The following is a 21,400-nucleotide window of genomic DNA, read 5'->3' on the forward strand; positions in this document are numbered from 1 at the left end:
TTCCGGCCTTCGGCCGGCCCCCACCCTGACCCTCCCCCGCATGCGGGAGAGGGAATGGTTCGCAATGGGAGAGAGTAATCTTCAGTGGGGAGAGGGAAACATCCCGGCCGAGAGGGGCGGTGTCAGGAAAAACACGCGCCGCTTATTTCTGCCGGCGCATCGCCTCGGCCAAGGCGGCGGCGAGGGCGCCTTCCGCGGGCTTGGCGGACTTCTGGGGCTGCTGCGTCGCGCGGCGCACGTCCGCCGGCGAGGCGCCCGATTGCGGCGGGCGCGGGCCGGAGGGGCGGGCGGCGCCGTCGTCCTTGCGCATGGTGAGGGCGATGCGCTTGCGCTTCACATCCACCTCCACCACCCGCACCTTCACCACGTCGCCGGCTTTGACCACCTCGTGCGGGTCCTTCACGAACCGGTCGGCCAGCGCCGAGACGTGCACCAGCCCGTCCTGATGCACGCCGATGTCCACGAACGCGCCGAAGGCGGCCACATTGGTCACCACGCCTTCCAGCAGCATGCCGGGCACGAGGTCCTTCATGTCGTTGACGCCGTCCGCGAACGTGGCGGTCTTGAATTCCGGGCGCGGGTCGCGGGCCGGCTTCTCCAGCTCGGCGAGAATGTCCTTCACGGTCGGCAGACCGAAGCGCTCGTCCACGAACACCTTGGGATCGAGCGCTTTGAGCGCCGCGCTATCGCCCATCAAAGAACGTACGTCGCGCCCGCAGGAGGCGATGATCTTCTTCGCCAGCCCATAAGCCTCGGGATGCACCGAGGAGGCATCCAGCGGCTCGGTGCCATTGGTGATGCGCAGGAACCCGGCGGACAATTCGAACGTGCGCGGGCCGAGCCGCGCCACGTCCAGCAATTGCCTGCGGCTCTTGAACGCGCCGACCTCGTTGCGATGCGCGACGATGGCTTCGGCAAGCGAGGTGCCGAGTCCTGAGATGCGCGCCAGCAGGGAGGGGGAGGCGGTGTTGAGATCGACGCCGACCGCGTTCACCGCGTCTTCCACCACCGCGTCCAGGGCCTTGGCGAGGCGGCTCTGGTCCACGTCGTGCTGGTATTGGCCGACGCCGATGGATTTCGGCTCGATCTTCACCAGTTCCGCCAGCGGGTCCTGGAGACGGCGGGCGATGGAGACCGCGCCGCGCAGCGAGACATCCACATCCGGCATCTCGGCGGCGGCCGTGGCCGAGGCGGAATAGACCGAGGCGCCGGCCTCGCTCACCACCACCGTCTTGGGCTTCGGCGCGGGCAAAGCGGAAATCACGTCGGCCGCCAGCTTCTCGGTCTCGCGGCTCGCCGTGCCGTTGCCGATGGCGATCAGCTCCACATTGTGCTTGCGGATGAGGTGGGCCAGTTCCGCGCTGGCGCCGGTAATGTCGTTGCGCGGCTGGAAGGGATAGACGGTGGAGGTGGCGATCAGCTTGCCGGTCTGGTCCACCACCGCCACCTTCACGCCGGTGCGGATGCCGGGGTCGAGCCCCATGGTGGCGCGCGCCCCGGCCGGGGCGGCGAGCAGCAAATCCTTCAGATTGCGGGCGAACACGCGGATCGCCTCTTCCTCCGCCCGCTCGGTCATGGCGGTCATGAGGTCGATGGACAGGTGCAGCGAAAGCTTCACCCGCCAGGCCCAGCGCGCCACATCGCGCAGGAAGGTATCGCCCGGCCCGCCGGCGGCGGAAATGCCATAAGCTTGCGCGATCATGCGCTCCACCGGCTTGATGGGGGCGGGATCGTCCGCATCCACGTCGAGGTCGAGTGAGAGCACCTCTTCGTTGCGCCCGCGCAGCATGGCGAGCGCCCGGTGGCTCGGAACCGTCGCCCAGCGCTCGGAATGGTCGAAATAATCGCGGAACTTGGCGCCCGCCTCTTCTTTGCCCTCGATCACCTTGGCGCGCAGCACCGCATTGGCCTGCATGTGGGTGCGCAGGCGGCCGATGAGCTCGGCATTTTCGGCGAAGGTCTCCACCAATATGTCGCGCGCGCCATCCAACGCCGCCTTGGTGTCGGGCACGTCGGCGCTGAGGAAGCGCGCCGCAAGCTCGGCGGGAACGCTCGCGCGATCGGCGAGGATCGCCTCCGCCAGCGGGCCGAGGCCGCGCTCGCGGGCGATCTCCGCCTTGGTGCGGCGCTTGGTCTTATAGGGGAGGTAGAGGTCTTCCAGCTCCGCCTTGGTGGTGGCGGCGGCGATCTTCGTTGACAGCTCGTCGGTGAGCTTGCCCTGGGCGGAGATGGATTTCAGCACGCTCTCGCGCCGCTGCTCCAATTCGCGCAAATAGGAGAGGCGCTCTTCCAGCGTGCGCAATTGGGTGTCGTCGAGGCCGCCGGTGGCCTCCTTGCGATAGCGCGCGATGAAGGGAACGGTCGCGCCTTCGTCCAGCAATGCCACCGCCGCGTTCACCTGCGCGGGCCGCGCCGCGATCTCGCGGGCGATGATCTGGGCGATCTGGTCGGAGGTGGCGGCCATGGGGTCTCCTGCGGCGCTTTTCGGGGGCGCCCTTGTGGGCTGATTCTGAACTGCACGCCAAATCGGGCCGGCCTATGGTCGCAGAGCCGAGCCGTCTTGCGAAGCGCGGCCAGGCGAAGCGGGGCGGGTGAAGTGGGGAAGGCTGGCGGGCCGAGCTTTCGCGATCGGCCGCGAACAGCGCCGGAGTCATGGGCGAATAATCGCCCGAAACGCAGGTTTGATGTGCCGAAAAGGCACGGAGAGGCGTCACGAAACCCCTGTTCGTCTCCGCTAACTCATTGTTTCACGTGAAACATTTTGCGCCGAAGAGGGGGCGGCGCAAGCCGGGGGCGACCATGTCGGGTGACGAAAAAGGGCGCGGACCCTGGCCGGCCGCGCCCTCCTCGCTGTTCGGGTGGCGCCCGCCTATTGGCGCGGCGGGCGATGTCTGCGCACCCATCGGGCGCGCAGGATCAGGAAGATGAAGGCCAGGATCGCAATCACCGCCAGGACGGTGCCCCAATTGCTGGCGATGCGCAGCACCCGTCCGAGGGTGTCTGTGCGCTCGCCCACCTCCTGGGTCACCGGCGTGCGGGTGTCGAGCTGGACGATCGGCCCGTCGGAGGTCAGCACGGTCAGGTCGCCGCGGCCGAACTGGAACGGCCGGTCGAGGTCCGGCGCCTCGCTGCCGAGGGTGCGATACATGATGCCGCGCTGGCCGTTGGCCACCACGGCCTGTGCCACGCCCGCCCCGGTGACGCCGGAGACATTGAGCAGCACCTCGCTCGGCCGCTCGCGCAGGATCAGCCGGTCCTCGGCGATGGTGACCTTGCTGGTGGCGCCGGCCACATTGGTGTCGAGCGCCAGGAACGTGCCTTCCGGCCGCGCCTCGGTGTCGTTGGCGACCACGGTCAACTTGGCGCGCTCCGGCGAGATGCCGGCGGCGGCGGCGATCGCGACCATCTGCGGCAACCGCGACGCGCCCGCCTGCAAATAGGCCTGCGGCACGAAAATCTCAGCCTTTTCGGCCAGATAGGGCACGATGCCGACGAAATCCTCGGTCTTCGGCGCCGGCTCCAGCATGACGCGGCTGGAGGGCAGCACCGCGACCGGGAAGGATTGCGGGGTCTCGCGGCACCGGTCGCTCATGGGCTGGCGCTGGAACGAGACGCGCAGCACGTTGCGGGCCGTCAGCGCATAGTCGGGCACCGCGACCTTGATGGTTTCCGGCTGGCCGTTGGCGGTCAGATTGCGCGCCCCGAGCAGATAATCATTGAGGAAAACCGAGGCGATGGGCGCGGTATCGCCGGCGCCGGGGGCGGCCGAGACATCCACCGCGAACGCCGCCGGCACGCGCCCACCGGTGACCACGGTCGCAAGGTCGAAGCCCGCGCTCCAGTCGCCGCGGGCGAGCACGTCGAACGATCCGGGGGTCCCGCCCAGGCGCGACAGCGGCACCTCTGCGGCGTTGACGAGATCGGGGCTCGCGGCCGTGATGGCCCGCACCCGCGGCACCACCAGCATGCGCCGCCACAGATCGGCAAGAATGCCCGCCGCCGGCGCGCCGGCATTGGCGGAAACAGTGATCACCGGCCGCCCGGCAAGCCGGGCGAGGCTGACATTCTGGTCCGCACCGGGCTCGGACACGCCAGCGCCGGCATTGCTCCATTTGTCATAGGTCTCGCCGGCGCTCGGGCTTGCGGTGCGGATCTGGTCGCGCAGGGCGGCGAGGGCGTTGGCAACCGCGCCGGACAGGTTTTCATCCACGATCGCGATGTCGGCGGCGATAGCGCCGGGGCCGCTCACCACCAGCAGCGCGCCAATCTCCGCCTCATTGGCGATGCGGTGCTTGTCCTTGCCGGAGATGGCGGCGAAGGCCGGTACGGCGGCGAAGCCCGGCGGCACGTCGAGGCCGGTCAGGTCCACCTCGTCGCCCACTTGGGGCAAGGAGACCATGCGCGCGCGCCGGCCCGCGCGCTCCAGAACGGCGGCGATGCGCCAGGCGGCGTCGAAGGCATTGCGCGACAGCGGCGCCGGCGGCATTAGCAGGATCGGATGGGGCGGCAGGGCGCTCCAGGCGGTGGTGATGTCGGTGACCGCGTTGCGGTCATAGGTATAGGTCAGGCGCGTGTCGGGGCTGATCTCGAAAATATTGCCGATCGCCCGCTCATCCGCGCACAATTGCTCGGCCACCACCGAGGCCCAGGCCACGTTGAGATCCAGGAAGCCGGTGCGCCGGGCATTGGTCGCCACCGGAATCTCGAACAGAACCGCGCTTTTCTCGCCCTTCACCTGCTGGGCCACCTGCGGCGTGCCGTCGATGGAGACGAGATAGGTCGTGCGCCCGCCGTCACCACGCAGATAGCGGCCCTGGAAATTCAGGCGGGCGCTGTTCAGCGGCAGGTTTGCGGGCACGGGGAAGAACACGGAGCGCCGCGCGTCCAGCCCCGACAGGCCGATCGGCTGCAGGATTCCGAGATCGGCGAGGGTAAGCGAAACGGTGACGGAGCCATCGCCAGCGACCCGCTGCATGGCATAAGCGACAGGGTCGGCAGGCGCAGGCGTCAGAACCGCCGGGGCGCTGTCCTGTGCCAGGGCCGGCACGCCAACGGCGCAGATGCCGCTCAAGGGCAGGGCCAACGCGAGGGCGAACCGCCTGCACTTCGTCGCGAGGTCTCCCTTCGCGCCTCGTCCCGCCATCCCCGCGTCCTTTCCCTCGAACCCGCGCGCATACTTCCGCGCGTGTTACCTAATTGCCGCCCGTCAGTCACCAAACTGATAACACAGACCGGTTTCGGGGACAGTCCCGACAATAAAATCACGTGGCGGCGCGAACTGGCGAGGGGGAGAGGGGTCAGGCGGCGAACGTCGAGGTGCGGCGCGCGCACAACGTATCGACGATGCGGCCGGATGCCTTGCCGTCGCCATAGGGGTTCAGGCGCTGGGCGAAGCGGGCATAATGGGCAGGATCGTCCAGCAGGCGCGCGACGGCCGAAACGATGCGGTCCGGGTCTGTACCGACCAGTTCCACCGTCCCGGCGATCACCGCTTCCGGCCGCTCGGTAACGTCGCGCATCACCAGCACCGGCTTGCCGAGCGAGGGCGCCTCCTCCTGCACGCCGCCGGAATCGGTCAGCACAAGGGCGGCGCGGCGCATGAGATACAGGAAGGGCACATAGTCCAGGGGAGCGATGAGATGCATGTTGGGACAGTCGCCAAGCCGCTCCATCACCGGGCCCCGTACATTGGGATTCAGGTGGACGGGATAGACGATATCCACGTCGCCGCGCCGGGCCAGGCGCGCCAGCGCATCGCAGATGGCGACGAAGCCGGCGCCGAAATTCTCCCGTCGGTGTCCGGTCACCAGAATGAGCCGGCGCGCGGTGCCGAAATTCGCGAACCGCGCATCCAGCTCCTGATGCAAAGCGGCATCGCCATCAATGCGCGCGAGGGTCAGGAACAGGGCGTCGATGCCGGTATTGCCGGTCACAGTGACCTGACCCTGTACATGTTCCGACGCGAGATTGGCGGCGGCGGCGGCGGTGGGCGCGAACAGGTGATCGCACAGGCGATCCACCACTTGCCGGTTCATTTCCTCGGGCCACGGGCGCGCAAGATCATAGGTGCGCAGCCCCGCTTCGACATGCCCCACCTTGATGCCCCGGTTGAACGCCGCCAGCGCGGCCGCCAGCGCCGTGGTGGTATCGCCATGGACCAGCACGCGGTCCGGCCGCGCCTCGTCCAGCACCGGGTCGAGCGCCGCGATCACGCGGGCGCTCAAGGCATTCAGCGTCTGGTTGGGCCTCATGACGTCGAGATCGTAATCGGGGGTGATCTGGAACAGGCCGAGCACCTGATCGAGCATCGCGCGATGCTGCCCGGTAACGCATACGAGCGAGGTCAGCGACGGTTCCGCAGCAATGGCCGAGACCAAGGGGGCCATCTTGATGGCTTCCGGCCGGGTCCCAAAAACGCTCAGTATCCGCATCTGCTGCCTTCGATTTTGGAACTCGGTCGACGGATCGGGTGGGAATGCCGTGTCAGACGCCGCGCATCCCGCTACAAGGAATCGACGCTCGCACCCACATGTCCGCTGGAAACGGTCGCTACCGCGCCAGCCCCGAAACCCAGAACGCAATTCGCATGAAAAAGACTACTCAATTCTTTACACGCCGCACTGCATTATATGTGTTGCTCGGCGGAGCTGCGATCCCGCTGGCGGCGTCGGCCCTTATTCCCGGTCCGGCCCCGACCCGCCTTGATGGCAGTTTCCTGCAAATCTGGAAAGATGATCTCAAGCTCTCCCAAACCCAATGGGCTGAAAAAGTCGCTACACTGCGTGCATTACAATGCCGTGACGTGGTCTTGCAATGGACGAGCTTCGGCGAAGAATATCGGATGTCGGATGAAAGCGTGGTCGCTTTCATGGATCTCGCTTATGCCGCGGGCTTAAGCGTGACCGTAGGATTGCCTTACGACCATCGCTATTGGAAAGTGTTGATGGGCCAGGAGCAGATCGGCCTGGCGGCATTCATGTCTGAAATGGCGGAGGTTGGCGCAAGATTTATCTCGAATACACCGTATTCATCCCATCCTTCCTTTGCTGGATGGTATGTGCCATATGAAATAGATCAGTATAGCTGGAGAAAATCAGAAGATCGCGCCCATCTGAAGAGCTATCTGCTCCGCTTGCGTGACACTCTGGGAACCAAGGGCGCGCCGCTGTCCATCTCGACATTCTTTAGTCAACTGGAGGGAGCAGGCTACCTCACAGATGTGTGGTCGGACGTGCTGGACGTCGGCCCGATCCGGCTCATGGTGCAGGATGGCGTCGGGGTCTACGGCATGGTCAATTACGAGCGCCTCGCCCCTTTGTTCGCCTTGTTGAAACAGCGCAACGCCGCATTCGATCTGGTGCTGGAGATTTTCACCCAATTGCCCGGCGCCGGGCCGGAGGATCTGCGGCTCGTGCCCGCAGAATTCGAACGGGTGCAGGCACAACTGGAGGCCGCCGCGCGGATCGCCCCGGCGCGGATCCTCGCCTTCGCTGTCTATCCCTATATGGCCGGCGCGGACCCGAAGGCCCAGGCGCTCGGCGCCGCCTACGAACGCGCCGTGCTGAGCCGATCCCATCCAGCCAGCTTTGCCGAGCGGGCGCTTGGCGCGTTAAGAAATATTTAATACTTTAAGAAACGCTCGTTTTACGCGCACGTTGTTGGCTCTAGAAAATATTTACGTTAGCCGGCTCGAATCTAGCCATTGGGTGTCGCGCGATCCGCGCAAACCGTCCCGGCCTGTGCCGGAAGTCCTTCCGCGCCCCTGCGACGCTATTCCCCGCGCACCGCGCCGCCATCCCCCTTGCACTGGCTTGGAAATTGGAAGAGACCGCTGGCGGGCGGCTTTCGCGCGTGCTGCTGCGCGCGGCGCCCGCGAGGGTGCGGCATGAGCGATGAACTGGTGGTCAAGGACAGCAACGGCGCCCGTCTGAAGGATGGCGATAGCGTTCACGTCATCAAGGACCTGAAAGTGAAGGGCTCGTCCTCAGTGCTGAAGCGCGGCACGTTGATCAAGAACATCCGCTTGACCGACAATGCCGAGGAAATCGAGTGCCACGCGGAGAAGATCAAGGATCTGGTGCTGAAAACCTGCTTCCTGAAGAAAGCCTGAGGCGGAGCGCATGCCCACTCTTCCGTTACGGCCGGCTTGTGCTTAGAGTTCCTGCATGATTCTCCATAATTTCGCCGCCCGGCACTGGATTCTCGTCGCGATCATCCTGGTCGTCTGTGTCATGGCTTATCTGATGAGCTTCGCTTGAACGCGCGCGCCGCATGAGCGTGCCGGCGGCCTGCGCTTCGGGCGATGCCGGCGAGGCGCGCGCGTTCGTGATCGCCTGTGCGCGGCCCTGGCTGGTGGCGCAGTTCGCCGGGCCGCGTCGCATGGTGAGCTGGTCGCTCAATCGCCCGGGCATCGTGGATGCGCGAAAGGTGGTCTGGCTGGAAGTGCGCAACACCGATCTGACGCCCGGCCTCGACCCCGCGTGCTGGTTTGCCGAGCGCCTGGCGGAGGCTGGGCATGAGGATGCGGTGGGGATGATGACGGCGCGCAACGTCGCCTTCCACCATCACGCCAGCGCCAGCGTGGAGGGCGTGCGGGCCGAATGCCTCGTCACGCTCGGCCTCAACAATGGCGAGCGCGTCGGGCAGCGCGTCGCAACGCCCTGGGTTGGTCCGGGCACGATCAATATTCTCTGCGATGTCTCGGTGCCGCTGCACGACGCCGCGCTGCTTGAGGCCGCGAGCCTTGTGACGCAGGCTCGCACCGTCGCGATAATTGGTGCAGGATACCGGCGGGCGGGGATGCATGAGGCCGTGACCGGAACCGGGACGGACTGCGTGGTTCTCAGTTCGCCGCCGGGACACTCTTCCGAACGGTTCGCGGGTATGCACACTGCCGTGGGCGAAGCAGTGGGCGCGGCGATTCTCCGCGCCACCGACGCCGCCCTGGACCAATGGCTCGTCCAGAACAGCGTAACCACGGACGCTTGAAGCGATCATGGGAGTTTTGAAATGACGGCAGCAATGAAGGGCAGCTTGTCCCGCGCGCAGGCCGAGAAGACGTTTGAGAAGCTGCAGGGCCGCACCGGAGAGCCGGAAGCCGCCGCAGCGCCCGAATATGAAAAGGATGCCGACGCCGCCCGCGCCAAGATGGCGAAGCTGAAGGCGCTGCGGGAAGCGCGCGAGGCCGCCGAGGCCTCTCAGCGCAGCGCCATCCGTGAAAAGGCGCGGCGCACCGTGCGCACCAAGGAACAGGCCTGAGGCAGGCCGGCCTATGTGGGCGACGGCGCGTCGGTGTCCCGCGGCACGTCGAGCAGGGTGGTGTGGGCCATGGCAACGCCGCGCTTGCCGGCCTGCTTGACCTGGTACATCGCCCGATCCGCCGAGCGCATCAGATCTATGCCGGTCATGCTGTGGTCGGGGTAGAGGGCGACGCCGATGCTCGCGCTTACCTCCACCGTCACCGTTGCCTCCTGATCGGCCAAAACATAGGGCTGCTGGAGCGCCGCGCACAGCCGTTGAGCCTGTGACAGGGCGACCTCCGCATCCGTGATGCCGTCCATGATGACGGCGAATTCATCTCCGCTGAGGCGTGCCGCAATATCCTCGCGCCGCACCCCATTGCGCAGCCGGTCGGCGATGGCGCACAGGAGTCGATCGCCCACGCCGTGCCCATAGCTGTCATTCACCCCCTTGAACCCGTCGATGTCGAGATAGAGCAAGGCGAACTGAGCGTGCCGCATGGCGGCCTGGGCGAGCGCGCGGTCAAGCCGATCGAGAAACAGAATGCGGTTGCCGAGCCCGGTCAGCGCATCGTGCGTCGCCATATGACGCACCTGCTTCTCGACCCGGCGACGCTCGTCGATCTCGTCTTCCAGCTGGCGGTTGCGCTCGGCAAGCTCGCTCAACGCCGCCTTGAGCTTCAGCTTGCTCACATGCAGGTCGAGGAACACCGTGACCTTCGACAGCAGGATGGCATCGTTGATCGGCTTGGCGATGTAGTCGACCGCCCCGAAGGTGTAGCCCTTCAGGCGGTTGATATCGTCGAGATAGGTCGCGGTGACGAACACCACCGGAATGTCGCAGGTTGTGGGATCGTTGCTGAGGTGGGACGCCACCTCGAAGCCGTCCATGTCCGGCATCTGGACGTCCAGCAGGATCAGGGCGAAGGTATGCTCCAGACACAGCGCCAGGGCCTCGTTGCCGGACCGCGCCTCGAAAATATCCGCCCGCACCGAATAGAGCAGATGGCGCATGGCCACGAGATTGGCCGTCACGTCATCGACGACGAGGATTTTGGGGCGGGCGATATCGGTCATGTCCGGCACATTCGGTTGAGCGCCGCGACGAGTTCGGGCAGCGGGGCACACAGGTCCGCGCCAGCCATGTCGAGCGCGGCTTGCGGCATGATGGGAACGGCGGCGTCGGCGGGATCCTGGATGAGGGCGGTTCCTCCGGCTTCCCGGATGCGCTTCATACCAGCCGCGCCGTCGGCATTGGCGCCCGTCAGCAGCACGCCGACGAGGTTTGCTCCATAGGCGTCGGCCGCGCTTTCGAACAGGACATCTATCGAAGGGCGGGAGAAGGAGATGCGCTTATCCACAGACAGGGAGAAGCGGCGATCCCGTTCGATCAGCAAATGGTACCCGGGTGGCGCGACATAGGCATGGCCCGGCAGGATGCTGGTGCGTTCACGCGCGGTTGTCACCGGCCATTTGCTAGACCGGTCCAGCAAGGGCGACATCAGATCCTCCGTGTCGGCCCTCACATGAACCACCAGGATGACGGCGACGTGAATATCGGTGCACAGGCCCGCCATGATCGTCTGGAGGGCGGCGGGGCCGCCAGCAGAAGCGCCGATCACAATGGCCTCCATCGCTCCCCTCAATAGCTTGGCCTCAAGCGATACAGCTGTGTGGCAGCGTTGACAATTTGGAAGCGGTCGCGCGCGGGCGAGAACTCGAGATTTTCACGCGCTCCGAGACATAGAAAGCCGGTCCGCACGAGGCTGTCCGCGAACATGCCAATCGCTCGATCCTGAAGCGGATTGGTAAAATAGATCAAAACATTACGGCACAAAATCAGATGCGCTTCGCAAAATACGCCGTCCGTGACGAGGTTGTGCTCGGCGAAAGTAATATTCCGCATAAGTTGTGCGTCGATTTTTGAAAATTCATAGCGGGAATGATAATAGTCCGACAGACTGTGCGTTCCGCCAGCACTTCTATACCTCTCCGTGGCGTCGCGCAGGTCGCGTGCGGGGAAGATGCCCGCGGCGGCGCGGCTGAGCGAATCCGGTGAAATATCCGTCGCATAGATCCGCGTGCGATCGTAAAGCCCGGCCTCCGTCAGCAAAATGGCGAGGCTGTAGACCTCTTCGCCGCGCGCGCATCCCGCCTGCCAGATGTTGACCTGGGGATAGGAGACCAGGGCCGGGAACACGTCGCGACGCAGGCAGGCGAAGCTTGCCGGATCCCGGAAGAATTCCGACACCGGCACCGAAAGGCCGGAGATCGCCTCCGGCACAAGCGCTGCGTCATGCAACAAAATGTCGGTCAGCCGGCCGATGGTCCCGGAACCGAAGGTCGTGACCAGATTGCGGATCCGCCGCGTCAGGGACGCCCGATTATACTCGCGGAAATCATAGCCGTACCGCCGACGCAATGCCTCGACAAACAGGTCGACCTCGATCGCCTCGATCCCCTCGATGTCCTCGGTGCCGTCCTCGGTCATGACCGTGCCAGCCACACGCGGATCATCGAGAGCAGCTTCGGCACGTCGATGGGTTTGGAAAGATAATCGCTCGCCCCCGCGGCGATGCACTTCTCGCGGTCGCCGGTCATCGCCTTCGCGGTGAGGGCGATGATGGGCAGTTTGGCGAAGGCCGGCTTCTTGCGGATTTCGCCCATGGCCTCATAGCCGTCCATCACCGGCATCATGATGTCCATCAGCACGATTTCCGTATCGGGATGGTCGGCGAGCTGGGTCAGCGCCTTGGTGCCGTCCGAGGCGAGAATGACGGTGATCCCCTTGCCACGCAGGACCTTGGAAAGCGCGAAGATGTTGCGCATGTCGTCGTCCACCAGCAGCAGCTTGCGGCCGGCAAGATCGCCATCGGGCTCGGGGGGGATCGCGTCCGGCGCATGGCGGACGCTGTGCAGGAAGAGGCTCACTTCGTCGAGGAGCCGCTCGGGAGAGCGCGCTCCCTTGATGACGATGCTGTCGGTATAGGCTCGCAGCCGCAGGCTTTCCTCCGGCGTCAGGTCACGGGCGGAATAGATCACCACCGGCACGATGCTGCCGCGCGCGGCCAGTTCCTCCACGAGTTGGAAGCCGGACATGCCCGGCAGGCCAAGGTCGAGCACGATGCAATCCACCTCGTGCTGGCCGAGGAACGTGAGCGCTTCCTCGGCGGATCCGGCTTCGCGAACCTCGATACTGGCGCTCGCGATCAGCTTGCGCACCGAAAAGCGCGCGGTCGGATCGTCATCCACCACCAGGACTTGGCGTAGCCGGTCGGCGGCGAAATGCATGAGCCGCTCCAGGGCGCCGTTCAAGTCCGCCTGGCTCACCGGCTTGGTGAGGAAGCCTACGGCGCCGGCTTCGCGCGCGCGGGGGGCCTCTTCCAGGGCGGAGAGGAAATGCACCGGGATGTGGCGGGTCGCCGGATCCCTCTTCAGGGCCTCGATCACTTGCCAGCCATCCATGCCGGGCAGCATGACATCCAGCAGGATGCCGGTGGGATTATAGGTGCGCGCGAACGCCAGGCCGGTCTCGCCGTCCGAAGCGGCAACCACCCGATAACCTTTGCGCCGCACGATGCCCATGAGCGAGCGGCATAAAGCCGTATCGTCCTCGATAATCAGGACAACCTTGTCGCCGGATGCGATCAGGTTGCGGTCGTCCGCCAGGAAGGGCTGGGGGCGCGCGGTATAGGCCGGGCGCTCGGGCGTGCCGGCGATCGGATGGGCCGCCGGCGCGGCGGTGCCCGGTTCGCGGGGGGAAATGGCCTCGCGGGCGGCGGCCGCCTGTCCTTCGGCATCGGCGGCCACGGGCAAGGTGAGGCGGAACGTGCTTCCCGCGCCCTCGGTGCTGCGGACCGTGACATCGCCGCCGAGCAGGATCGCCAGACGGCGGGAGATCGCAAGGCCGAGCCCGGTGCCGCCATATTGCCGGCGGGTGCTGGCATCCACCTGCTCGAACGCCTCGAAGATGGTGTCGAGCTTCTGCGGGGGAATGCCGATGCCGGAATCCGTCACCTCGATCGCCACTCCGCCGCCCGGTAGGTCCGCGCAGTGTGTGAATGCCACAGTGACGCTGCCGCTGGCGGTGAACTTGAAGGCATTGCCCAGCAGGTTGTTGGTGATCTGCTCCAGCTTTCCGTCGTCGGTGACGATCACGGGGGGCACGTCCGGTGCAACGTCGATGGTGAAGGCGAGACCCTTCTCGTCGGCCATGTGGCGGAAATTGCGCTCCATTCTGCGGGCAAAATCGGCCACCTGCAGCGGCTCGCGCACCAGCTCCATCTTGCCGGCTTCGACCTTGGAAAGATCGAGAATTTCATTGATAAGCCGCAGCAGGTTCGCACCGCTGTCGTGAATGATAGACACGGCCTCGATCTGGTCCTCGTCCAGATTGCCGCTGCGGTTTTCCGACAGGTCGTGGGCGAGGATCAGCAGGGAGTTGAGCGGCGTGCGCAGCTCGTGCGACATGTTGGCGAGGAATTGCGACTTGTATTGATTGGCGCGTGCGAGATCGTCGGCCTTGGTCTGGGTTTCCGACTGGAGCTCGGCGAGGTTGGCTTTCTGCTTTTCCAATTCCTCGGCATTGTGCCGCAGAATATCGTTGGTCTGCTGCAATTCCTTTGCCTGGACCCGCAATTGCTCCTCGGAGGCGATGAGGCGCTGGGACTGGGCGTGCATCTGCTCGTTTGTGGTGCGCAATTCTTCCTGCTGGCTGCGCAATTCCTCTTCCGCGGCACGCAGCTCCGCGGTCTGTTCCTGAGTCTGCTTCAGCAGCGCGAGGGTGCGGCGGGCGCGCATCAGATTGTCGAGGCTGATGGCGGCGAGCGGCGCCAGCTCCTCCACGAGCGCCAGGCGCCGGCCCTGCAATGGCTCGAAGGTGGCGAGTTCCAATACGCCCAGCAACTGGTCCTTGGAAACGATGGGCAGGACGAAGACCGCGCGCGGGTTTGCCTCGCCCGTGCCTGAGTGAATGCGGACGTAGTCTTCCGGCACGGGGCTGAGGACGATGGTGCTGCGCTCCAGCGCGCATTGGCCCACAAGGCCCTCGCCGAGCCGATAATCGGGGCTGACGTGGCGGCGTTCCTTGTAGCCATAGCTGCCGCGCAATTCGAGCAGTCCGGTGTCCGGGTCGAAACTGTAGAAGACGCCGACCCCGGCTCCGACCAGCCCCGACACCTCCCGCACCATGATCTGCGCGAACTCGCGTGATTCCTTGGTTTCCTGGAGCTTCCGCGAAAGACCGGCGAGTTCCGTCTTGACCCAATTGTTGTCGTAGGTCTCGATCGCCATGGCCTTGAACACTTGCAGCGCCCGGCTGATGGTCCCGACCTCGTCGCGGCGGTCGAGATGCGTGACGACGATCGAATGATCGTGCGCGGCGAGGCGCTCCATGAGCTGCGCCACATGCCGAAGCGGTGCCGATACCAGGCGCGACATCATGAAGATGGCTGCCGCAGCCATGCAGAGCGCAGTCAGGAGTGCGGACAGATTGATGATCCCGAGCAGCCGCTCACCTTCCTCGAGGTCGTCCTGCGCGGCTTCCAGGCGGGCGGAAGAGGTCGCCAACATCTGGTCGAGGCCGGCCGCGATGCCGCGGCTGCCGATATCGGTAATTTCGGTCGTCAGGAAGCTTCCGAGCGCAGCATTCAGGTCCGTGCCGGGAAGGGGAGAACCGAGGGAGCGAGATACCATCGCCACCACCGGGCTCGCCACCTGCTCCTTCCAGGAGTCGTTGAGAAGCCGTACGCGCTCGAACTGACCGACAAGGATCGAGTCCGTGCCCGCCAGCTTTCTCACCTGGTCCAGCTGTTCGGTGAAGGTTGCGTCGGTGGTGCGGTAGTATTGAAGATTGGGCTCGGTGGGTGAGAAGGCGGCACGCATCAATGCGATCTGGCGGCGATTGATGGCCCGGGCGCTCGCGTTGACCTCCTTGATGAAGGCGGTCAACTGTTCGGCGCTCGCCCGCTGCTCGTCGATCCGCCACACCGTCATGCGGGTGACGCCGAGTGAAACCAGGAAACACGCCAGCAGCAGGGCGATGATGCCTACGATTTTACTTTGGACGGAGAGATTTTGCAGCCATCCGCTTTTTGATTGTGCCCCCGCCATGGGCTCCCCCTGCACACCATCCCAATGGTGAATACATAGGGGCAATTGATGAATTTTCATATTCGGGCGGCAGAGCCTGCGCCATGCCGTCGCCCTTTTCGGGCCTTGGGCGGATAAAATGGCGCGCCGGCTCCGCGTCGTGCTGCGCGGACGACGATTTGCCTATATGAGAGAGGCGTTGGACCGCAAGACGATGGATGGGACATGAAGGGTGTGAAGAAGGCCGGGTTGAACGAGCGGTTGGAAGCGCAGGCGAAGGCGCGCGCGGCGATGCTCGAGAAGTTCAGTGCCCGTGCGAAGGAAGACGACCCCGAAGCTGTGGCGCGGCGCGCCGCCCGCGCGGAGCAGGCGGCGGCCCGTGCGGAGCGCGCGGCGGAGCGCGAGCGTGAGCAGGCGGCCCGTGCAGAGCAGGAAGCACGTGAGAAGGAGCAGCGCGAGGCTGAACGCATTCGCGCGGAAGCCGAAGCAGCTGCGGAAGCCGAGCGCCTGAAGGCGGAAGCGGAAGCTGAGGAAGAGCGCTTGCGGGCCGAACAGAAGGCCGCGCGGGATGCACGCTATGCGGCGCGCAAGGCCAAGAAGCGCTGAATCATGGGGCGTTTCCCGACACCTCCCTCCCAAAGCACGACCTGACGCACGCTGTCTGACAGCACCCCCGCACGGTCGCGGGGTGCTGTCAGTTCGCCGTCGGGTGGGATTGCGGCACGAGGCGTGCAGTTTGCGCCCGTGTCCGACAATCGGCGGGCGCCATCTTTCAAGCGAGATGCAGCCTGCGCTTCTGCTGCCTTAGCGTTTGAGCGGCGTCGGCGGGCAGAGTTCTTCCGGCGCCGCGTCGTCGGCACCGCGCTTCACATTCTGAGCCGGAGGGTCGCTGGCGGGAAAGCTATCGTCCAGCGCCTCATCGAGGGCGTCGGATTCCGCCTGGCATTCGGCCTCGGTTTCGGTCGGTACCCGTTCCGGCGACGCGGGCGCAGCTTCCGCGCCGGTGATGCCGCGCGGCCCGGTGGCAGGTGGATCGCTGGCCGGGAAGCTGTCTTCTAGGGCTTGATCCAGCTTCTTGTCGGTGTGCTGGCCCTGGCCAGCGCCGGTCTGCTTGCCCATTTTCGCCTCCCTCACTGTCGGCGCCGGGCCTCGCATCGCCCGATGACGGAGAACCCTCGCCGTAGTTACGCTCAAGCACAACGCGTCACCGGTAATTCTGGTTCCTCAGGGCGCCGTGAGCAAGACCGCCACCGGCATGCGGTCGAGAAGGCTGGCGAGCGGCATCGTCTGCGTAAGGGCGACGGCGCGCCCGCTCGCAAGATCGTCATAGGTGCCCACAAGGTCCGCCGGCACAGTGAGATCGGTACCCTGGAGCGGTTCCCCCGGAACCAGAGGTTGGTCGGCTGTGGGGCCGAGCAACCCGGCGCACAGGCGGTTCGCCACCACCACCAGCTTCGTCTCCCCATGCTGGCGCGCGAAGGCAATCGCCTGATTGCTCGCTGATCCCGTCACCTCCAGCGGCAGATAGCTGCCGCGCGCGAACAGGCCCGGGTAGGCCGCGCGCGCACGCAACAGCGTCGCGATGAGGCTCTGCTTCACCCGTCCATCGCGCCAGTGGGGCAGGCAGGTCGCGGGTGGGCCGATGTGCGCAAGGGCCGCCGCGCGGATGCGGTAATCCACCGGCCGACGGTTGTCCGGGTCCACCAGGCTGAAGTCCCAGAACTCCGTGCCTTGATAGAGATCCGGTACGCCGGGCACGGTATATTTGAGCGTGATCTGCGCCAGCGCATTGAGCGCTCCGGCGGGTGCGAGGCGTTGCACCAGCGCGGCGATCACCGCCCGCACCGCCTTGCCCCGTCCATCTGTAAGGATCAGGCGCAGGAAGCTGTCGCAGCCCGCCTCGTAGTCGGTATTGGGAAAGACCCAATTGGTATGGCGCTTGGCTTCTCTCAATGCCTTGATCTGCCAGGAGGCGACACGCTCCAGCAGGCCATGCAGGCGCCCGCCGTCTTCCGGCCCGAGATCCAGCGGCCAGGCGCCGATCAGAGCCTGATAGAGCATCACTTCGTCGGCAGGGGTCGGCGGGGGCAGGGCCCCCAGCGCCTCGCGCAGCGGCTGCGCCGCCTCCATGAGGTCCGCCAGCGTCATCGACCATTCCTGGGGGATTTCGCTCAGCACCGCGAGCCGCATGCGGCTGTCCTCGCCGCGCTTGTGGTCATGGGTGGCGGTGGCCAGCATGGCGTCGGGAAACGCGATGCCGCGCGCCGCCGCCAGGGCGTGGAAGGCGCGCACCGGCAGAGCCATCTGTGCCGGATCTGAGCCGACTTCGTTGCGCGAGAGCAGACGTCCGTAGCGATAGAATACCGTATCCTCAACCGCTTTCGCGGCAATGGGGGCGGTGAGCTGCTGGAATTTTGCAATCGCATAGGCGCGGGTGCCGGCATGCTCCAAGTCGCCGCCGAGCGCGCGCGGCGCTTCTCCGCCCAGCCAGCGGTCCAGCAGATCGAGAACCGGATGGTCTATGGGCGCAAGGCGGCGCCGGGCCTGGGCGAGGGCTTGGGAAAAATAGGTCCAGTCCTGCGCCGAGCGGCCGCTCGCGTCGGCATAGGTGCGATAGACCGGGAAGGCGACGACAAGTTCCCGCAAGGACCGGCGGATGGAGGCAAGGGTGATGTCGCGGGTGTCGAGATCCTGCTGCGCCACTTCGTGAAGGGCGCGGGCTGCGGTGTTCATCTCGGTGCCGAAGCCTTCACGCAGGATCTGCCGCCGCGCGCTTTCCATCTGCACCGCATAGGTGGCGGAATCCTGCGTGGCCTGGCTCCAGATTTTTTCCAACGCGTCGTCCGCGCTGCCGTCGTGGAGCACCGAGGAAACTTCATCCATGAAGTCGTAGCCGGTGGTGCCGTCCATCTGCCAGGCGGCGGGCATCGTCTCTCCCGCATGGAGAATCTTCTCCACCACCACATAACCGCCGACGGGTGTATCCGCAGGCCGCTGGATATCGAGGGCCGCAAGCTTGCGCCGCAGCTGGCGGCAATACGCGCCGGGATCGGCGATGCCGTCCACATGATCGACCCGCAGGCCGTCGATCAGCCCATCGGCATAAAGCTGGAACACCAACGCATGCACGGTGTCGAACACCTCGCGCCGTTCCACCTTCACGCCCGCGAGGCCGATGATATCGAAGAAGCGGCGCCAGTTGAGCTCGTCGTTGGCCGCGCGCCACCAGGCGAGGCGAAAATTCTGCTTTTCCAGCAGCGCATGCAGGCGCATCTGCCCGTCTTCGCTGCCCGGATCGAAGGCATCGAGCGCATCGGCGACGATCTGCGCGCCCTCACGCGTCAAGAGCAGCGCGAGGCGCTCCTTTGCCGCCTGGATGTCGCCCTTTGCCGTCTCGGGATCGTCCAAAGTGGCGAGTTCCGTCGCGAGAATGCCGACATCCTGCCGCGCGGCCCCGAGCACGTCGCCATAGTGGCGGGGGCAGAGGGGGAAGACATGATCATGGTGGCTAAAATGGAAGGTTCCGCGGGCGGCATCATGGCCGAGGCGAATGGCGCCGGCCTTCAGAGCCTCGCCATAGGGGCGGTCGAGGAAGGGCGCCATCACCTTTCCGGAAAGCCGCGTGTCCGCCGGGGTCCAGTCGATATCGAAGAATTCGCGATAGGTGCTTTCGCGTCCCCATTCGAGAACATCGAGCCAGACCGGATTGTCGGCGCCGCCCACACCCATATGGTTAGGCACGATATCGAGGATCAGCCCCATCCCCCGCTCCCGTAGCGCCGTCACCAGCCGGCGCAGGGCGGCCTCTCCACCCAATTCGGGATCGAGCGTGCCGTGATCCACCGTGTCATAGCCGTGGCGCGAGCCGGGGCGCGAGGTGAGCAGCGGCGAGGAATAAATGTGGCTGATCCCGAGATCGGCGAAATAATCCAGCAGCGGGATCGCGGCATCGAGCGGAAATTCACGGTGAAACTGAAGGCGCACGGTGGCGCGAGGCGCGGTCATCCCATGCTCCTTGCGGTGTTAAGCAAATGAAGCCGTCGCTGGACCTCCGGCTCCTCCAAGATTTGAGCGGCCTGGCCTGCGAGGCGCCGCCGCCAGTTGGGATGCTCCTCCACCGTGCCCGGCAGGTTGGGCTGCTCAGGCAAGGCGAGCGCATCCTCCATCGGCAGCACCACCAGCGGGCTTGGGGTGGCGGCCAGAAACTGTAAAGCGGCGTCCAATACCGCTTCGCCCTGATCGGGTGGCGGAAGGCCGCCGTCGCCGATGGCGTCCCATAGATGCGCCCGGTCCTCGGCGCGGCCGCTGCGCTCGGCCTCCTCGGTATTGCCTTCCGCCAACAGTCCGGCGGGGCTGCGCCAGTCGATGTCACGCCCGCTCCACCAGCCCGTGACCGTGGGCAGGTCGTGGGTTCCGGTGACGGCGATGGCACCGGGGGCATAGGCGTCGGCCGGCTTGAACTGGGCGCCTTCGCGCTCAAACCACAGGACCCGCATGCCGAGAATGCCGCGCGCCGCAAGCCGCTCGCGGAAGCCTTCCGGCACGGTGCCGAGATCCTCGCCGATGACGATGGCGCGGTGGCGGTGGGATTCCAGCGCCACGAGGCGCGCCAGATCGTCGAACGGATAGGCGAGATAGGCGCCGTGCGCGGGCGGCGCGCCATCCGGCACCATCCACAGGCGCGACAGGCCCATGATGTGATCTATGCGCACGCCGCCCGCATGGGCCATCGCGGCGCGGAGCATGTCGAGGAAACTGGCAAAGCCGCTGGCGGCAAAGGCGCGCGGCGAGAAGGCCGTCAGGCCCCAAGTCTGGCCGATCGAGTTCAAGAGGTCCGGCGGCGCACCGATGGAACAGCCGATGAGCATCTCGTCTTGCCGGCTCCACGCCTGGCTTCCACCGCCATCCGCGCCGACGGCAAGGTCGGAAATGAGGCCGATGCCCATGCCGGAGGACCGGGCGGAATCCTGCGCCTGCGCCAACCCCTTGTCGGCAACCCATTGCAGGAAGGCGTGAAAGCTCACCTCTTTCGCGTGGCGGCGGGCGAAGCCGGCGACGGCGGGCCCGCGGGCTTCGCGAAACCCTTCCGGCCATCCGCGCCAGTGCCATTGCCCGCGCCCTTCGCCGAACTGGCGCTGGTGCAGGGCCTCGAACACAGCATGGTCGGCCAGATTTTGTCCGCCCGCCGCGCGAAACGCCTCGAACGCGGCCATCAATTGCGGCTCGTGCGGCAGGACGGTCTCAAACAAATAGCGCAGCAGGGCGATCTTGGCCGCGCCGGCCTTGTCCCATTGCACCAGATCGGATGCTTCAAGCGAGGTGCGAAGCGGGCCGAGATCGAGCGCCGCCACCGCCGCATCCACCGCGGGGCCACCGAAGATCAGGGCCGGGTCGGAATGCAGCGGGTTGAGGAACAGGCGGCTTGAGGGGGAGTAAGGACTGAAATGGGCAGGATCGGCGGCGAACGGTGCATGAACCGGGCTCAGCACCAAGGCCGAGGCGCCGGCATTGGCCGCCTTTACCGAGAGCTGCGCGAGCGCCGAGAAATCGCCGATTCCGCCATCGCCGTCGCGCCGCAGCGCATAGATCTGAACCGCAAGGCCCCACAGGCGCGGATCGTCCCGCCCCGTGACATCGCAAAGCCCGAACGCACGGGCCGGCGCCACCGCGAGCGTGGTCTGCGCATCCCCCAGCTCCAACCGATGGTAGCCCGGCAAGTCGATGGCTGGCAGCAGGATGGCGCCGTTCTCCACGTCCGCCTCGCCCTCCACCAGGCCGCCGCCCTCCAGCGTGACCCGATAGCGCATGCGCAGCGCCCCTTTCGGCGCGGGAATGCGGATCGCACGGCCCGCATCCTGTGTCAGGAGGGGCGCGAGGCCATCCACAGTGCCACCGCGCTGGCGCGCGCGGCTGTCGGCAATGTCGCCGGGCGTATCGGCGGGCAGATCGAGCGCCCGCAACAGCGCGCGCAGAACCTCATGGGGCACCGCCTGGGGTCGGCCGAATGCGTCGGTCCAGAACGGCGAAATGCCGGCGAGCCGGGCGAGGTCGAGCAGGGCATCATCCATGGA

Annotated in this window: 15 protein-coding genes; 5 read left to right on the plus strand and 10 right to left on the minus strand. The window is 66.0% G+C overall.

The window, feature by feature from the left end; translation table 11 throughout:
• Positions 1-142 precede the first annotated feature (142 nt).
• The 3 genes from V5F78_RS04830 to wecB all read right to left on the minus strand — a co-directional run bounded on the left by V5F78_RS04830 (position 143) and on the right by wecB (position 6,431).
• Entirely contained in the window at positions 143-2,464 is a 2,322-nt protein-coding gene (locus tag V5F78_RS04830) for a Tex family protein (RefSeq protein WP_394066070.1), read from the minus strand.
• A gap of 405 nt (positions 2,465-2,869) precedes the next feature.
• Complete coding sequence (locus V5F78_RS04835) at positions 2,870-5,143, minus strand: hypothetical protein (protein ID WP_394066068.1); 2,274 nt, start codon at positions 5,141-5,143, stop codon at positions 2,870-2,872.
• A gap of 154 nt (positions 5,144-5,297) precedes the next feature.
• Positions 5,298-6,431: a non-hydrolyzing UDP-N-acetylglucosamine 2-epimerase gene (wecB, locus tag V5F78_RS04840; RefSeq protein WP_394066066.1), complete on the minus strand. Its 1,134-nt coding sequence runs from the start codon at positions 6,429-6,431 to the stop codon at positions 5,298-5,300.
• A gap of 155 nt (positions 6,432-6,586) precedes the next feature.
• Here wecB and V5F78_RS04845 point away from each other — a divergent pair, with 155 nt between their 5' ends.
• The 4 genes from V5F78_RS04845 (at position 6,587) to V5F78_RS04860 (ending at position 9,258) form a co-directional block, all read left to right on the plus strand.
• On the plus strand, positions 6,587-7,624 hold the full coding sequence (locus V5F78_RS04845; RefSeq protein WP_394066064.1) for a DUF4434 domain-containing protein: 1,038 nt from the start codon (positions 6,587-6,589) through the stop codon (positions 7,622-7,624).
• A 261-nt stretch (positions 7,625-7,885) separates the two neighbouring features.
• The gene (locus V5F78_RS04850) at positions 7,886-8,110 is read left to right on the plus strand and encodes an alkylphosphonate utilization protein (protein WP_394066062.1); all 225 of its coding nucleotides are present in this window, start codon (positions 7,886-7,888) and stop codon (positions 8,108-8,110) included.
• Positions 8,111-8,271: 161 nt separating this feature from the next.
• Positions 8,272-8,988, plus strand: a complete 717-nt coding sequence (locus V5F78_RS04855; RefSeq protein ID WP_394066060.1) for an adenosylcobinamide amidohydrolase — start codon at positions 8,272-8,274, stop codon at positions 8,986-8,988.
• Between the two features lie 21 nt (positions 8,989-9,009).
• Entirely contained in the window at positions 9,010-9,258 is a 249-nt protein-coding gene (locus V5F78_RS04860) for a hypothetical protein (RefSeq protein ID WP_394066058.1), read from the plus strand.
• Between the two features lie 11 nt (positions 9,259-9,269).
• On the opposite strand, the gene V5F78_RS04865 is transcribed toward V5F78_RS04860, so the two are convergent.
• From V5F78_RS04865 to V5F78_RS04880, 4 genes are read right to left on the minus strand one after another with little or no spacing between them, the layout of a single operon-like run.
• On the minus strand, positions 9,270-10,316 hold the full coding sequence (locus V5F78_RS04865) for a two-component system response regulator (RefSeq protein WP_394066057.1): 1,047 nt from the start codon (positions 10,314-10,316) through the stop codon (positions 9,270-9,272).
• Complete coding sequence (locus V5F78_RS04870) at positions 10,313-10,873, minus strand: chemotaxis protein CheB (protein WP_394066056.1); 561 nt, start codon at positions 10,871-10,873, stop codon at positions 10,313-10,315. Before V5F78_RS04870 ends, V5F78_RS04865 begins: the two co-directional genes overlap by 4 nt.
• Before the next feature lie 8 nt (positions 10,874-10,881).
• Positions 10,882-11,730: a CheR family methyltransferase gene (locus V5F78_RS04875; RefSeq protein WP_394066055.1), complete on the minus strand. Its 849-nt coding sequence runs from the start codon at positions 11,728-11,730 to the stop codon at positions 10,882-10,884.
• Positions 11,727-15,350 carry a response regulator gene (locus V5F78_RS04880; RefSeq protein ID WP_394066054.1) on the minus strand — a complete coding sequence of 1,208 codons (3,624 nt, stop codon included), beginning with the start codon at positions 15,348-15,350 and terminating at the stop codon, positions 11,727-11,729. Before V5F78_RS04880 ends, V5F78_RS04875 begins: the two co-directional genes overlap by 4 nt.
• A 204-nt stretch (positions 15,351-15,554) precedes the next feature.
• On the opposite strand from V5F78_RS04880, the gene V5F78_RS04885 reads away from it, so the two are divergent.
• Positions 15,555-15,935: a DUF6481 family protein gene (locus V5F78_RS04885; protein WP_394066053.1), complete on the plus strand. Its 381-nt coding sequence runs from the start codon at positions 15,555-15,557 to the stop codon at positions 15,933-15,935.
• Between the two features lie 198 nt (positions 15,936-16,133).
• Here V5F78_RS04885 and V5F78_RS04890 read toward each other — a convergent pair whose 3' ends face one another.
• The 3 genes from V5F78_RS04890 to malQ form a co-directional block, all read right to left on the minus strand.
• A complete protein-coding gene (locus tag V5F78_RS04890; RefSeq protein ID WP_394066052.1) occupies positions 16,134-16,448 on the minus strand; it encodes a hypothetical protein in 315 nt (104 codons plus the stop codon).
• A 105-nt stretch (positions 16,449-16,553) separates the two neighbouring features.
• The gene (treY, locus tag V5F78_RS04895) at positions 16,554-19,334 is read right to left on the minus strand and encodes a malto-oligosyltrehalose synthase (protein WP_394066051.1); all 2,781 of its coding nucleotides are present in this window, start codon (positions 19,332-19,334) and stop codon (positions 16,554-16,556) included.
• Positions 19,331-21,397 (minus strand): 4-alpha-glucanotransferase, encoded by a 2,067-nt coding sequence (gene malQ / locus V5F78_RS04900; RefSeq protein WP_394066050.1) that lies wholly within the window; start codon positions 21,395-21,397, stop codon positions 19,331-19,333. Before malQ ends, treY begins: the two co-directional genes overlap by 4 nt.
• Between the last annotated feature and the right edge of the window lie 3 nt (positions 21,398-21,400).

The sequence above is a fragment of the Roseixanthobacter glucoisosaccharinicivorans genome (genome assembly GCF_043195095.2).
In the GTDB taxonomy this organism is placed as follows: Bacteria; Pseudomonadota; Alphaproteobacteria; order Rhizobiales; family Xanthobacteraceae; genus NCEH01.